The sequence below is a fragment of the Paenibacillus sp. JT22N1 genome (genome assembly GCF_059692155.1).
In genome coordinates this window covers 71993-86784 of the sequence record NZ_JCAUAW010000021.1, presented here as the reverse complement: position 1 = coordinate 86784, position 14792 = coordinate 71993, and the positions used below count along the sequence as shown (strand labels likewise).

Genomic DNA, 14792 nt, shown 5'->3' with positions numbered 1-14792 from the left:
TTGACAATTATCTAGCCAGCGCTTTTGGACGGGATGCCCCGATCAAATCAGGTCTTCCTACGGAATAATATTTGAGTCCAGTTCCCTGAACCTGCTCTTTGCTAAACACATTGCGACCATCAATAAGAATTGGCTGCTCCATGACAAAAATGAGCTGTGACAATGGGACCACTTTGAATTCTTCCCAATCCGTAAGTAAACAAATGGCATCGGACCCCGTGGCTGCCTCCAGGGCATTCTCACACCACTGAATCGCCGGATGGTCGATGCGTTCCTTAAATTTCTCCATCGCAATCGGATCATACAGCTTCAGGCGCGCTCCAGCACGAATCAGGGTTTCAACGATTTCGATGGAAGGCGCATATCGAATGTCATCCGTGTTCGGTTTAAAAGACAATCCCCAGATGCCAACAGATTTGCCGCTAAGCTGACCGAGGGACGCCTCCAGCTTGGAAATCACCTTATAACGCTGCGATTTATTCACCTCGACAACCGACTTTAACAATTGAAACTCATAGTCGACGTTACCAGCAATTTGAATCAACGCGTCTGTATCCTTGGGAAAACAAGAACCCCCGTAGCCGATACCCGCACTCAGGAAGGAAGAGCCAATTCGCTTATCTTGCCCCATTCCTTTGGCTACCTCGGTGACATCTGCGCCAACTTTCTCACAAATGTTCGATATTTCATTAATAAAGGAAATTTTGGTCGCTAGAAAAGCATTAGAAGCGTACTTGATCATTTCCGCGCTGCGAATACTTGTAACGAAGATTTGATCAGTAAATGAACGGTGCAGCTCCGTGAGAGGTGCGGCTAAGTTTGGATTTTCAATCCCGAGAACAATCCGATCCGGATGAAGGGTATCGTCGATCGCCGAGCCTTCACGCAGAAACTCTGGAATCGATACGACATCGAAAGACTGCAACGTATTCATGGCAATAATCATTTGAATATGCTCGTTCGTACCAACAGGAACGGTGCTTTTCGTTGCAATGATTTTATAGCTATTCATCGCCTTCCCGATTTCCATGGCCGCTTGCTCGATATACGCCAGATTAGCCTCTCCATTTAGTAAGGAAGGTGTGCCTACCGCAATGATAATGAGTTCGGATTGGCTGATGGCTTGTGCCAAATCAGTGGTAAAGGCCAACCGACCGGCATTGAGATTCTTCTCCATCAGTTGTTCAATACCAGGTTCATAGATTGGAGATATCAGGTTTTGCAGCTTTTCAATTTTCTGTTCATCGTAATCCACACAGATTACGTTATTGCCCACTTCAGCGAAGCATACCCCGGAAACTAACCCCACATACCCCGTCCCGATTACTGCAATATCCATACGATTAATGCCCCTCTCTGAATTGTTGGTAGGCCTTACCCATGTAGTCTTTTAATTTATCCATGAATGTTTTCTCATCAAATTTCTGCGCGTGCTGCACGATTTGCCTTACATCCCATGCATGGTTTTCCACTTCCTGAATCGCAAGCAGCAGATCTTCTACCTCTTGCCGTTTGAAGAACACACCATTCACATGAGGCACAATTGTATCTAGCGCACCTCCTGCCTGATAGGCAACAACGGGTCTTCCAGCAGCATTTGCTTCCAGCGGTGTAATGCCGAAATCCTCCTCACCAGGAAAGATTAACGCTCGGCACTGCGCCATCATTTGAGTGACCGAACCGTCATCCAGCCTTCCAAGGAAACGGATATTCCCTTTGGCCATTGCCTTTAGCCTCACCATGTCGGGTCCTTCTCCAACGATGTATAAAGGCAGTCCATTTCGATTAAATGCTTCTACCGCCAGATCAATTCGCTTGTACGAAACAAGTCTCGATACAATTAAATAATAATCATCAATGGAAGATGAGCTGTGGAATCGCGACGTATTAATCGGCGGAAAAATAACATCGGAATCACGTTGGTAATAATTACGAATGCGATTTTTTACGACGGAGGAATTAGCTATAAACTGATTCACGTTAGCCGACGTTTTTTGATCCCATTGCTTAAGCCTATCGATATAGATCTTCAAGAGTCGCTTCATCACACTTGAATTGGTTTGGCGTTCCATATACGTGTCATAATCCCAAGCGAATCGCATCGGCGTATGGCAATAACATAGATGAAACGTTTCCTTCGGAACCTGAATACTTTTCATGAAAGCGCTGCTTGAGCTAAGCACGATATCGAATTCTCGGAAATCAAAATCCTTAATCGCAAACGGGTATAGGGGGAGCATTTCTTTAAAATGACTTTTCCCACCGGGCATTTTTTGCAACCAGGAGGCCCGTATATCCGCATCTCTTAGCTCATCTAGCAGCCGATTATTGCTAAACATGGTCGTATAGATGGGAGCACTCGGGTACATTTGGTGAAAGACCTCAACCACTCTTTCGGCCCCGCCCATTTGAACCAAATAATCATGCGCGATTGCTATTTTCATTTGATCCATCCTTTATTTACTAGCGGATAATTACGAGTTAGCAATTAAACCTGCATAGTAATGAGTGATTTGGGTAACAGTTCGTTCGATGACAAAATGTTGTTCCACGCGTTTTATGCCATTCTCACTCATTCTGCGCCGTACCTCTGGATTCTCCAGCAGGTAGCGAATGGAATCGGCAAGCAAAGCGGGGTCACCGGGCGTAATGAGAAGTCCCGTTTCGCCATTTACAACCGTTTCTGTCGGACCGCCTTCATTAGAAGCAATTACGGGTAAGCCAGCCGCCATACCTTCTACAATGACCTGACCAAACGGCTCAGGGGTTATTGAAGTATGAACCAGAAGGTCCGCTTGCTGCATTAATGTTTGAATGTCATCCACATGTCCCAATAAGGTGACATTGTACAGCTTGTCATCTGCCATTTGCTGTAGCAGCTGCTGCTTATACGCGTCTTCCCCGAACAAGGCATCCCCGGCTAACCAGAACTGAACCTGCTGATCGGGTAGAAACGACTTGGCCGCTTCAAGTAAAATATGTTGGCCTTTCCACTCCGCCAGCCTGCCAACTAGCAAAACAACGTAGGGCTTCATCCACTTTTTCTCTACAGCAATCCCTGAATTCTTCGTTTTAGCGAAAGCTGAGTAGACAACTAACGTTTTTTTCGATTTCGGCAAATGCAGAGCATTCAAGGTTGAATTAGAATTCGCTATGACGCCGTTTGGCAGCAAGCGGGACATCCATCGTATCGCCTGAGCGACGATCGGTTTCAGGTACGGAACTCCGATATGGTCCCGGATATGCCAGATGAGAGGAATACCTGCCAATTTAGCAGCTACAGCTCCATAAAAAGCAGATTTCAACGAATTGGTATGTACACAGACGACTTGTTCTGCTTTCAATAATTTGGAGAGCCTCTTCCCATAGGTGAGAAGCTCAAAAGCGGCCGATACAGCTTGCAAATTAACTGCATTCCGATTGCGATTGCGTACCTTATCACTTAAAGGCAAAACGCGAACGTCGATACCTTTGTCTCTTAACCGGTCTACGAGCATACCCTCCTCGGCCACAATGACTAGTGGGTCTACTTCGTTTCCTAGATGGGTAATAATGTTATACAGTGCGACTTCTCCTCCGCTCCATCTAGCGGTATGATCCAAATAAGCTACCCTCATCCTGTTCACGTCCTCCTTTCTTCCCAGTCGTTACCTGACGATTGCCGCCGTAAGTAACCATATGTTGATCGATTACGTGATTAAATACACTATCTACCTGTTTGGATACACGATCCCAGGTATAATTCTCCAACACATGGCTTCTACATTGCTCTGCGGTAGGCCACATTTCACGGTGCCGCAATAAGCGAATTAAACCAGAAGCCATATCTTGGCTGCTTTTACCTGCAAACAGCATATCTGGTCGGTATTTCTGAAGAATTTCACGATTGCCTCCAATCGGTGTTGCCATGACTGGAACCCCTGCAGCCATTGCTTCTACGGTAATTAATCCGAAGCCTTCCAATGCTTGGGAAGGTACAACGAACAGATCAGCAGCCTGATAATAATCAGCAAGCTCGCCATCGGGGATGTAGCCCAGCATTCGGACGCGAGACTGGAGACCATATTCAGCAATTCGGCTTTCCAGCTCTCCCTGAAGCGGCCCTTTGCCACCGATGAACAGCACGGCATCCGGAACCGTTCTCGCAACCTCTTTCCAAGCTTCCAGTAATTGAAGAAGACCCATACGGTTGACTAATCTTCTTAAGGTCAACACCGCAGTCGTCCCTTCCTCCAGCTGCAATTTCCTTCTTATCGCCGTACGATCCGCAGCCGGCTTGAACCGGGCAACATCAGCACCGCCTGGTATGATGTGAATCTTTGAAAGCGGGACACCGTACTGGTGATGAAGAATATCACGGAAGGTTTCACTTAATACAATGAATGCATCCGCCAGCCGATAAGCCTTCATCTCCCAGCTCTTGGCAATCATTGTTTTGATTCGATGCTTCAATCCCTTGCCTTCGAGCCTGATTTCCTCACTCCAAGGACCATGAAACGTCATCACCACCGGAATATTTCTCGCTTTGGCTTCCATGGCAACTCCTATACTATAGGGAGCAAAGTGGGAATAAACGATATCGATGTCCTGCCCATTCATCAGTTCAGCTGCGTGCTTCCGAAAGGCATCTCGTCTTTTACTTAACTTCAAATCGGTGACGGCTACGTTCGTGACGCGGAGGTCATCTTGAACGACCGGCTTATTCGCACTGCATACCAGCGCCTCCAGCTCATGACGGGTAGCTAAGCTTTCGCAAATATGTTTGAAATAAGTGTTTAGTCCTCCAGGCTGTGCAGATGGCCAACCCATTCCGGTACACAGGATCCGCAAACTATTGCAGTGTAGCATAAGCTTTCCCCTCCTTAATTGGCTCTTGGGACTGTTTCACTCTTTTCCGAGCAAGCCCAAGCTCATACTGTTTCATACATACTAGGAATTCGTATATTCCCCAGAAGAGGGCTACCGCAAGTCCCGGAATACCCTTCTTATACAAGCCATGAACGATATATTTCTGTACAAATCGCAAGGGAGGGCGAACGAACATTCGCAGCAAGCTAAATCGTTTCCCCGCAGCAACAGCGCCTTCGGCTTCCAGATCGGTATACTTATTAAACCGCTGAATATGATCATGAATACTGCGGAAACCATAATGCCATAGAACACCTGGCACATACTCGATATTCTCACTTGCAACATCCGGTGTTTCATGAACAAGACTTTCCCGGTACTGAATTTCGGTACGGTTATATAGACGTACAAGCTTCTCGCCCTTGCCCATCCAACGTCCTAGAAAGTCACCAATACGCAAGACAGCATAGGCTTTGCTCGGATCGGACAAGTCACTTTTCAACTTCATAATCGAAGCTGCTAGCGGTTCACTAACAACCTCATCGGTATCAATAACGAAAATCCAATCATAGGTAGCATGATCACTGCCATAAATACGCTGCTTTGCATAACCAGGCCAAGCGTTCACATATACCTTGCAGCCCAACTGCTCTGATACACGGACTGTTCCGTCTTTGCTCCCGCCATCAATTACAACAATTTCGTCTGCAAAAGGCTTGCAGGAGGCAATCGCATTGGCTATTCTCGTTTCATCGTCTTGCGCAATGATGACAACAGAAATCCGATTCTCTCCCACAGCGTCACTATAGTGACTCATTTCGTTCGCCCCTCCCCCAGTTTCAAACAAATTATTTGGCTTTATATTCTGATATTGCTGAAAGTAACCAACGCACATCATCTTTATTAATCAATAATTTAGGAAGTTTCGTCTTCAAGGTGAATTTGACATTAAATAGAATAAAGACGAATCGCAGTAAACCCGATGATAATATGGCCATTCCCGCACCGAACAATCCGAACTTCGGAATCAGTACCGTTAGTAACGGGATGACGATTAGCAGCCCAATCCCTTGCAGAATCGTAACAATCTTGGGCTTTCCTAATGCCATGAACGCTTGAGCCAAAACCATGGTTCCGCCGGAGATGGAAACTTCGAGGAGCAGCATTCGAAAAACACTGATCGCTTCCTTAAAATCAGGGCCATACAGTAAAGGCATTACGAAAGGTGCAACCAACATAATCATCATGGAGCAAAGTAAAGCGACACAAGTGCTGATCCTGTAAACACGGAATGTCATCTCAACGACTTTATCCTTAGGTAAACCCGATGCTTTCGGGAACAACACCACGATAATGGATGTAGAGAAAATATTGACTACACGGGAGAGGCTTACTGCCACCGCATACAGTCCAAGCTCCGTTGGATTAAGGAGACCGATAATAACAATTTGATCGATATAATAGGAGACATTGCCCATTAAATCATTGCCATAAGATCCAATACCGTACCGGATTAATGTCTTAAAGGAGTGAAAAGCATCCTTTATCACGAATTTGTATTGATTAAGTAAGCGCACTGTCGTCCATATGTAAAAGGGAACCGCCGGAGCGAGATAAGCCACGGCTGACGTGTAAGGATTCATTGTTCTTGTTAGGATTAGCAGCCCTAAGCCGATGAGCGTACTTAGCGGAACAAGAAAGCGCAGACGGTTGAACAGCTTATATTCGCCTCTCACCTGCATCATCGCATTATTAATCTGAGATAATACAATGAGAGGTACGAGCACCATGGACCATTGGGAGAAAAGGACCACGCTGTCTGAATACGTACGGAGCCAATAGGGTAAAACCAGTATCCCCAAGCTCATCGCAAGCATGCCTGCTGTCAAACCCATGAGAACAGCGGTCGAATAAAGCTTGGCGGAATCCTTCATGTTCTTTTTCACGTTGTAAATAATGGCGGAAGGCAGACCGAAAGTGAAACTAAAGGCTAGGAACTGAGACCATAAGACCATAGCCGCTTGCTCTCCTCGGCCTGATGGTCCTAGAAATCGTGCTGTCAAAATACCTGTAAGCATATTAATCACTAAGATTAGTACACTGAAAAACATTGTTCTGATGGAAGCCGAGATATGACTCTTGCTTGAAAAGAATGCTTTAATGAAGCCGAATAGAGGCTTTATGCGGACTATTTTCAAGTTGACTGGTTGCTGCATCCGAAACTTGCCTCCTCTCTTGAACGATCGTTTGATGCGCCATAATTCCAACTCCTACGACCATCCATAGTAGAAAGCCTTTCAAACCTGTATACCCATTTTCGAACACTAGGCAAATGATACTTCCTAGCAAAGCGGAGAGCGCGATTTTACTGTAAAGGTTCAAACCGTCCGTTTGATTTTTTTGAGATAAGAGGAATTTAGTGACAACCCATAGCGCCCAGAAGAACAGCAAGCCTCCGAGGATACCAAAGGTTAGAAACACAGCAACAAATCCATTATCGAAGATGCCATATTCGCCAAGTGCTCCCCCGTTACTCAGCTTGGTGCCGACACCGATACTGCCTAGACCTAACCCTTGCGGTTTAGCAAATAACATGGGGAAAACCGTATGGAAGAAATCAAGTCTTTCATTATACGAATGATCGTCTTGTATAGCTGTCATTGTGCCCAAACGATCCACAAGCCCTTGTGCACCGGGAAGCTTTGGAATAATGACATACATGGCTCCAATTACAGCTGTTAATTGAGCAATTAATTTCCATTTTTGTCTACCAGCTGAAACTGCTGTGTAAATGACAATATCGATGAACAACATAACCCAGGCAGAGCGCACTAATGTGATAAGCAGTCCCACCGTTACGAGAATAACACCAAGCCAACCCAGCGAACCCCGCCACCTCTTATCTAGAATCATCGGTGCAAGTGCAGATGCTAGATACGTCCCTGCCGGTCCTGGGGAATTCAGCGTAGAGAACACTCGGATCTCCAAGGGAAGCGGTTTTCCAATGGAAGTCATCTCCACATGATTCATCCAGAAAGCATCCCATGGCGGCACCATCACATATTGGATAATGCCATAAACAGCAATCAAGATCGCGGTATCAGACAATGCTATAAGTAAGCGATCTAGAGCTTTACTATCAAATTTAGACAGGGCTGCATAAGGGATTAACAGTATTGGAATAAAATAATTAGATAAATCGTATAAAGCTCCGCTGCCATTTTTCGTTATACCATATAAACTTCCGTATAACAGCACAATGGCTAGATAAATCAGCGATTTGTTAATTCGAGAATCCATTTGATGTAACTTGGAGATGACCGGTATTATCACTACCGCACTCGTTAGCAGTGGCGCAATACTCAACAAGGAGACAGAATGGTACGTACCTTCCATCCAATCCTGGATTCTCCGGATCTCCGGGCATATGACCCAAACGAGCAGAATATAAGGAATCAATCGACGCGAATCTATCAGGGCCATCACAAAAGCGGGAAACAGCAGCATCAACAAGATTGTGATCTGTATACTAAGTTCAGGATCCAGGGTTGCACTAGAATAACCAATGAGTAAAGAGACGAACAAAGCCATTCCAACCAACAGGATTGTCATCCGACTAGCCTGCGTCGTGATAAAAGGGGGCTTAATCATTTTGCTTATTTCATCCACTGTTGATTCCCGTCCCCTCCCGTTTCATCTTGAATTGCTTAACAACTTCCCGCCATAGCAAGACAGCAAACATAGCATCGTGAACCAAGTAACGCTTCCATAACCTTCGCGGTTCTTGGGCAAGACGCCAGAACCATTCGAATCCTGTTTTCTGCATAATGTGCGGTGCTCTCTTCACTGTGCCCGAAATGAAATCGAATGTTGCGCCTACGCCAATAGAGATCGGGACTTTGTACTGAAGATAGTTCTGGTAAATCCACTTCTCCTGCTTCGGAGCGCCAACGCCAACAAACACAATGTCAGGCTGCGTATCAATTAGCATCTGAATAATTTGCTCATTCTCCTCTTTTTTCTTCTCGAAACCATAGGAGGGTGAATAACAGCCAACGATATTCAGATTTGGAAATACGAGCTTCAGATTCTTTACCGCTTGCTCCGGAATACCGACAGCTGATCCTAAGAAAAATAGTTTGTATTGTCTGCTTGCAAAAGCTTCACCTAACTTTGTGAACAAGTCGGATCCGGATACCTTCTGTTTGAGCGGTTTACGGAGCATCTTCGATGCCCATATGATCGGCATACCATCTGCAACAATGGCACCTGCACCTGAATACACCTTCTGAAACTCAGCATCCTTTCTGAGCTTGATTAAATGATCGACATTACAGGTCAAAATGTAAGAATGACTTTTCTGGCGTATGACCTCATCCATATAGGCAAGCAAGTCCAGAAAATCATAATTATCAAAATTAACATCGAACATAGTCACTCTACTCATCAGATCACTTCTTCTTTTTTCGAATTTGTCGTTGACAGGATATACAAGCTATTCAAATACCAGCAAAAAGGAATGATGAATTGAACAGTCGATAAGGTGTTATCCGACAAGGAATATAGAAAGAACGCCAGGATGAACGCCACGTAGTAAATCTTAATTCTCTGCGGGATTACTCGATAGATCATTCCAAATAAGACTAGTAACGATAGAAACAACAGGCTGCATCCGATATAACCAGCATCATAATAAAAGCGGATGTACTCGTTATGGGGAACCACAAAACCTTCATATAAACTTCCGTCATTCGCGACGGTAACCGCACCTAGCCCTCTACCTGTCAGGGGGGAATCTTTCACCCCTTTTAAGAAGTAGCTCCATGCTTCTGTTCTTCCAGACAAGTCAATTCCTGTACCTGTCTGGCGTTCGAACGAACGCTTTGTCATATTGTCCCACTGCACATAGACGGCTCCACCGATCAAGGCCAAGGAACATAGCAGCGGGATTATTAAGATTAGCTTCCCTTTGATATACTGCTTAACCATATCGAAGAAATAGTAAGCAGCCATGGCCAGCATGGCGAGGATAGGTCCTCTAGTTCCCGTAGCGATCAGAATCGCAAAGTTAGCAGCCAATGTACAATAATAAAACTTGGCTTGCAGTGGATTGCGTTTGGTCTCTATTAAGGCAACCGTAATGCCTAGAAAAGCTAGCATCGCCAAATGGGGTGCGATATTCGCCCCTTGTACCCGAATCGCTCCCGTGAACTCCACATTGAGAAACGAATACAGATGAGCCAATTGAAGGAGCGCCCCAGTTCCAACACTTACCAATGGCAGTAGACAAATAATCCGGATATGCCTTTGAGCCGTCCCTTTATTCCATTTAATCATGAGAAAAAAGAAGGGAAGCGTCAGTCCGATAAATGCTTTCAAGGTGAGTGATAACGTCAACCTTGGATGCCAATCTGAGAAGAAGATGGTAAGGAATAACATGCTGGCGATAGCTGCTATGGGATAGATGAACTTCCATCGAAGTCCGTTTTGCAGCATACAGGGAACTAACAGAATTAATATTCCAAGTTTATAAAGAGAAATAATCTCTAGACCAGGTACATTCGCTTCGACGATGTAGTTAATCGATATGGCGGTCGATAAAAGGACTAGATAACTCATTTTCTCCGGCTGGTAGATGGCATAAACGAATGAGAAAAGCACGCCCAGCCCCAAGATACTGAACAGAGGCTGATAAGCAGCAGCTACGCCCACCATGACTGCAAGAAGTACATAGACTGCACCATAGTACATCGGTTTTTTGAGCATTGGAATATCCGGCGTCATCAGTATCCTCACCCTGTTAAGCGCATTTTTCCACGTCTACTGAGCGTGTCTAGCGTGCCTTTTATGCTTTGTATTCGGCATGTAATCAACAGTTTTCTGCCTTCGGTACGCGCGAACAAGGCATCTACGGCAATGTAGAGCACTTTGCTGGCAACCTTTCCGAGAAGAACAAGCTTGCTGATTTGACTTCTATGCATCGAGCCATTCGTAACACCTTGATAATAATAGCGCTGCTTGATCCAATCCTTCGTCAAGCGGCTATCCGGGATGAAGTGATCAACCACCATGGAAGGCTGATAAAGAATAGCCTTCCCTTCTTTCTTCATCTGCTCAAATATCCAGGATTCCTCCCCAGACAGCAGCAGTGTCCCCTTCCTCCCTAAGTCGGTTGGGAACAAGTACTTGTCATGAAAGGATTTGCGAATCGCCATATTCGCGCCAAATGGATGCCTGTTCATCGGGTATTCATGCACAGTTGCTCCCATGTCAACGATCGTATAGGGCAGCTCCAGAGCTTCGATCAGCCATTTCGGCCGTTCACTTTCGAAACGAGGTCGAATCACACCTCCCATCGCATACACATCTTGCCGAGTATCCAAGGTGTCTATGATGGTGCGAATCCATTCCATGCAAGGAACTGCATCATCATCGAGAAAGGCGACAATATCACCCTTAGCTTCTTGAATACCTCTATTTCGCGCAGCCGAAAGCCCTTGGGTTTGTTCAAATAGATAATGAACGTCCGTGCCACCTGCTTGACGCTGAATAAACGATTGTGAGATCTCACGCGTATGATCTGTGGAATTGTTATCCACAATGAGAATCTCAGCTTTGTCTATAGCCTTCAAAGCAGGTAACGAGTTCAAGGTGATTTGAAGCAAATCCGCACGATTATAAGTACAGATGACAATGGATACCCTTGGTTTAGGATGAATTAGCACGATGGTGTTACTCCTTTCCCTTCTGTTCTCTAAAAGGCATCTTTGGAGCCTAGAAGGACCGAAACTGTTTTCAAGATGATTTTCAAATCATAGAAAATGCTTCGTTCTCTGATGTAAGTCAAATCGAGTTCAACCATTTGCTCGAAGCTTAAATTACTTCGTCCGCTGACTTGCCATAAACCCGTGCAGCCAGGTGTAACGGCCAAACGCTTCTTCTCGTATGGCGTATACTCACTAACTTCATTCGGCAAAGCTGGTCTTGGTCCGACCAAGCTCATGTCACCGACGAGTACGTTCCACAATTGCGGCAACTCATCTATACTTGTTTTGCGCAGTAATCGTCCGACGCGTGTAACGCGAGGATCATTCTTCATCTTAAACATCGCGCCTTCAACTTCATTCTGACTCATCAACTGCTGCTTCAGCTCTTCCGCATTGGACACCATCGAGCGAAACTTATACATCGGAAACAGTATTTCGTCTTTACCTACTCGATTTTGTTTGAAGAAAACAGAGCCTTTAGGATCTTCCACCTTAATCCAGATAGCAATGATGATAAATAACGGTGTCAGGAAGAGAATGCCCATGATGGACAGCATAATATCGAGCATACGCTTTACAAACAAATAGGAAGCAGCGCTTTTCCCTTCTTGTGGTCTAGGAGTAGTAGCCGTGTAGTAGCTCTTCTGTGGAATTTTCTGAGGTCCCAGATACTCATAATCCTCCTGCAGTTCGCGCAAGCTCATGGTCTACACCTCCCAGATGCTCTAGAATTGGTGCATATTGCTCCTTGATAAGGATGGCAGCCATCGCTTCAAGTACATCGAGCCGAAGATCTTTACTCTCCAAGGCGAACGCCATTGTCGTGAGAATGTAACCAAGACGTTCACCCACATCATAACGGATTCCGTCAAAATGATACGCCAGCACTCGTTCTATTTGATTAAGCTTCTGAATCGCGTCTGTCAGCTGAATTTCTCCACCAGCGCCTTTCTCCTGAAGCTCCAAAAATTCAAAGATTTTAGGGGAGAACACATATCTACCCATAATGGCAAGATTGGAAGGGGCTGTGCCTAATTTTGGTTTCTCAACCAAGTCTTTCACTTGATACAGGCGGTTATTTTGCTCACCTGGGTCAATGACGCCGTAACGATTGGTAAGCTCTGGCGGTACGGTTTGTACGCCAATAACTGAATTTTCTGATAATTCATATTGCTGAATGAGCTGTTTTAAGCAGGGCACCTTCCCTGTGACAATATCATCGCCTAGCAGCACAGCGAATGGTTCATTCCCGATGAACCTTCTTGCACACCAGACCGCATGTCCAAGACCTTTGGGTTCTTTTTGACGAATGTAATGAATCTCTACCTTGGATGAGCGCTGAACTTCCTTGAGAAGCTCCAGCTTCCCTGTTTCCAACAGCTTGTTTTCTAACTCGAAAGCATTATCGAAGTGATCTTCGATTGCCCTCTTCCCTTTGCCTGTAACAATAATAATATCTTCGATTCCGGATTCGATGGCTTCTTCCACGATGTATTGAATAGTCGGCTTGTTGATGATCGGGAGCATCTCTTTGGGCATCGCTTTCGTAGCAGGCAGGAATCTCGTTCCTAATCCTGCGGCCGGAATAATTGCTTTTTTCACCTTTTTCATCTCTCTCATCCTCCTACCGATTATGGAAAGTCTAGCCGTTACTGTATTCAATTATTGGTTGAAAACAATGCCAAGCATTCTGGCTCCAGACTGCTCTAACTGTGTTCTCGCTTGTTTCGCCCATTCTCGCTTCGTCTTACCATTTTTGGCAACTAGCATCACACCGTCACTATACTCAGAAAGTAAACAAGCATCTGTATAGTCAAGCGTTGATGGCGAATCGATGAGAATGACTTCATATCGCTTCCTGAGCCCGTTCATCAAGGCATCCATATTGGCTGAGCCTAACAGCTCGGATGGATTCAGCGGTTGACCACCGCTGGCGATGAGATCAAGCCCGATGATTCCTGTCGGTGTAATGACTTCTTCAATGGCTAGCCCCTTAGTTAAAAAGTGGACCAGGCCTTTCGAATTCTTAGCACCAAACATCTCATGCAGGGTTGGTTGCCGTAAATTACAATCAAGGACCACGACAGACTTGCCTTCCTGAGCATAGGTAATAGCCAAATTAGCAAGGGTCGTCGTCTTGCCTTCTTGCGCCTTGGGAGATGCAACCATAAGAACCATTCCTTGACCTGCTGGTACAACCTTTTTGTAGCGTACCGCTGTACGCAAGGAGCGATAAGCTTCGGAGACCGACGAAATCGGATCCAATTCAGCCACAAGAACATTACTTAGCTGTGACATATGCCTTTTCCCCTACCTCTCTGCTTTTTGCACGCGAAGGTTTAGCTGCTTTACCCTTTTTAATCGTTCCTATGGAAGAGAGTACTGGCAGCCCAACGATATGCTCGGCTTCTTTTTCAGAACGAATCGTGTCATTGATATTTTCAAAGAAGAAGAATACACCAATAGCTGCCATCGCCGATAAAATGAAGCTCAAAGCAAGATTGATTACTACACTGGAATTCACAGGCAACGGCTTCACAGCAACATCAGAACTAGAAAGAATCTTAACATTATTCATATTCATCAAGCTTGGTACTTCACTAATGAACGTATCTGCAAGTGTCTTGGTAATCACAACCGCTTTTTCATAGCTATGATCCTCAAGCTCAATTTTGATAATTTGTGTTTTATCCGTGGAGCTCACCTTCAGATTCTTCAGCAGTTCCTTCTGGGTCATACCGAATTCGGGGTGACTCTGCAGCATCATTTGAATGGTATGATCCGACTTGATGATTTCCTTGTAACTCTCAATTAAATTCAAGTTCATCGATACATCGTTAAGATCTATCGCCTCTTCACTCTTAAACGTGCTGCTAACCAGCACTTGTGTGTTCGCCTTGTAAACAGGCTCAACGAATGTCTTGCTGACATAGAACGTTGTCAGACACGAGAGAATAACGAACAGCGCAATCATCCACAGCTTTTTGCGAATGAGTACAAAGTAATCTAAGATCGATTTCTCCATGGTACCCTCCCGAAAAAAAAATAGTTTAAAATCGATGAATACAGTCTTGCTTTTCCTTAAAAATTGAGCTATGATATTTGCAATGAAAGCGTTTTATTTACCTGTACCCCCCACTATCAAACCGACATTCAATCACTCCTTTAGCCAGAGCA

At 45.1% G+C, this 14792-nt stretch carries 14 protein-coding genes; all 14 read right to left on the bottom strand.

The genetic code is table 11. The features are described from left to right. Positions 1–7 precede the first annotated feature (7 nt). The 14 genes from AC58UU_RS31490 to AC58UU_RS31425 are packed head-to-tail and all read right to left on the bottom strand — an operon-like array spanning position 8 to position 14640. Positions 8–1339 carry a UDP-glucose dehydrogenase family protein gene (locus AC58UU_RS31490; protein WP_497321440.1) on the bottom strand — a complete coding sequence of 444 codons (1332 nt, stop codon included), beginning with the start codon at positions 1337–1339 and terminating at the stop codon, positions 8–10. A 4-nt stretch (positions 1340–1343) separates the two neighbouring features. Then, entirely contained in the window at positions 1344–2444 is a 1101-nt protein-coding gene (locus AC58UU_RS31485; RefSeq protein ID WP_497321438.1) for a glycosyltransferase, read from the bottom strand. 30 nt (positions 2445–2474) lie between these two features. Beyond that, the gene (locus AC58UU_RS31480) at positions 2475–3617 is read right to left on the bottom strand and encodes a glycosyltransferase family 4 protein (RefSeq protein ID WP_497321437.1); all 1143 of its coding nucleotides are present in this window, start codon (positions 3615–3617) and stop codon (positions 2475–2477) included. Beyond that, positions 3586–4848 carry a glycosyltransferase family 4 protein gene (locus AC58UU_RS31475; RefSeq protein WP_497321435.1) on the bottom strand — a complete coding sequence of 421 codons (1263 nt, stop codon included), beginning with the start codon at positions 4846–4848 and terminating at the stop codon, positions 3586–3588. The genes AC58UU_RS31480 and AC58UU_RS31475 overlap by 32 nt, the downstream gene beginning before the upstream one ends. Continuing rightward, positions 4832–5665, bottom strand: coding sequence for a glycosyltransferase family 2 protein (locus tag AC58UU_RS31470; protein ID WP_497321434.1), 834 nt, complete (start codon positions 5663–5665; stop codon positions 4832–4834). Before AC58UU_RS31470 ends, AC58UU_RS31475 begins: the two co-directional genes overlap by 17 nt. 31 nt (positions 5666–5696) lie before the next feature. Beyond that, positions 5697–7064, bottom strand: a complete 1368-nt coding sequence (locus tag AC58UU_RS31465) for a lipopolysaccharide biosynthesis protein (RefSeq protein ID WP_497321432.1) — start codon at positions 7062–7064, stop codon at positions 5697–5699. Continuing rightward, a complete protein-coding gene (locus tag AC58UU_RS31460) occupies positions 7006–8499 on the bottom strand; it encodes an O-antigen ligase family protein (RefSeq protein WP_497321431.1) in 1494 nt (497 codons plus the stop codon). Before AC58UU_RS31460 ends, AC58UU_RS31465 begins: the two co-directional genes overlap by 59 nt. A gap of 10 nt (positions 8500–8509) precedes the next feature. Further along, a complete protein-coding gene (locus AC58UU_RS31455; RefSeq protein WP_497321430.1) occupies positions 8510–9295 on the bottom strand; it encodes a WecB/TagA/CpsF family glycosyltransferase in 786 nt (261 codons plus the stop codon). Continuing rightward, positions 9295–10644: an O-antigen ligase family protein gene (locus tag AC58UU_RS31450; protein ID WP_497321429.1), complete on the bottom strand. Its 1350-nt coding sequence runs from the start codon at positions 10642–10644 to the stop codon at positions 9295–9297. The genes AC58UU_RS31455 and AC58UU_RS31450 overlap by 1 nt, the downstream gene beginning before the upstream one ends. Then, positions 10641–11573: a glycosyltransferase gene (locus AC58UU_RS31445; RefSeq protein ID WP_497321428.1), complete on the bottom strand. Its 933-nt coding sequence runs from the start codon at positions 11571–11573 to the stop codon at positions 10641–10643. Before AC58UU_RS31445 ends, AC58UU_RS31450 begins: the two co-directional genes overlap by 4 nt. 29 nt (positions 11574–11602) lie before the next feature. Beyond that, positions 11603–12319, bottom strand: a complete 717-nt coding sequence (locus AC58UU_RS31440; protein WP_497321427.1) for a sugar transferase — start codon at positions 12317–12319, stop codon at positions 11603–11605. Beyond that, positions 12288–13226, bottom strand: a complete 939-nt coding sequence (gene galU, locus AC58UU_RS31435) for a UTP--glucose-1-phosphate uridylyltransferase GalU (protein ID WP_497321426.1) — start codon at positions 13224–13226, stop codon at positions 12288–12290. Before galU ends, AC58UU_RS31440 begins: the two co-directional genes overlap by 32 nt. A gap of 51 nt (positions 13227–13277) precedes the next feature. Continuing rightward, positions 13278–13913 (bottom strand): CpsD/CapB family tyrosine-protein kinase, encoded by a 636-nt coding sequence (locus AC58UU_RS31430; protein WP_497321425.1) that lies wholly within the window; start codon positions 13911–13913, stop codon positions 13278–13280. Continuing rightward, positions 13897–14640, bottom strand: coding sequence for a YveK family protein (locus AC58UU_RS31425; RefSeq protein WP_497321424.1), 744 nt, complete (start codon positions 14638–14640; stop codon positions 13897–13899). Before AC58UU_RS31425 ends, AC58UU_RS31430 begins: the two co-directional genes overlap by 17 nt. Positions 14641–14792 lie beyond the last annotated feature (152 nt).

Bases quoted from the DNA above. Each gene is read 5' to 3' on its own strand.
- AC58UU_RS31490 (WP_497321440.1), bottom strand. From the start codon at position 1,339: ATGGATATTGCAGTAATCGGGACGGGGTATGTGGGGTTAGTTTCCGGG.
- AC58UU_RS31485 (WP_497321438.1), bottom strand. From the start codon at position 2,444: ATGAAAATAGCAATCGCGCATGATTATTTGGTTCAAATGGGCGGGGCC.
- AC58UU_RS31480 (WP_497321437.1), bottom strand. From the start codon at position 3,617: ATGAGGGTAGCTTATTTGGATCATACCGCTAGATGGAGCGGAGGAGAA.
- AC58UU_RS31475 (WP_497321435.1), bottom strand. From the start codon at position 4,848: ATGCTACACTGCAATAGTTTGCGGATCCTGTGTACCGGAATGGGTTGG.
- AC58UU_RS31470 (WP_497321434.1), bottom strand. From the start codon at position 5,665: ATGAGTCACTATAGTGACGCTGTGGGAGAGAATCGGATTTCTGTTGTC.
- AC58UU_RS31465 (WP_497321432.1), bottom strand. From the start codon at position 7,064: ATGCAGCAACCAGTCAACTTGAAAATAGTCCGCATAAAGCCTCTATTC.
- AC58UU_RS31460 (WP_497321431.1), bottom strand. From the start codon at position 8,499: ATGATTAAGCCCCCTTTTATCACGACGCAGGCTAGTCGGATGACAATC.
- AC58UU_RS31455 (WP_497321430.1), bottom strand. From the start codon at position 9,295: ATGAGTAGAGTGACTATGTTCGATGTTAATTTTGATAATTATGATTTT.
- AC58UU_RS31440 (WP_497321427.1), bottom strand. From the start codon at position 12,319: ATGAGCTTGCGCGAACTGCAGGAGGATTATGAGTATCTGGGACCTCAG.
- galU (WP_497321426.1), bottom strand. From the start codon at position 13,226: ATGAAAAAGGTGAAAAAAGCAATTATTCCGGCCGCAGGATTAGGAACG.
- AC58UU_RS31430 (WP_497321425.1), bottom strand. From the start codon at position 13,913: ATGTCACAGCTAAGTAATGTTCTTGTGGCTGAATTGGATCCGATTTCG.
- AC58UU_RS31425 (WP_497321424.1), bottom strand. From the start codon at position 14,640: ATGGAGAAATCGATCTTAGATTACTTTGTACTCATTCGCAAAAAGCTG.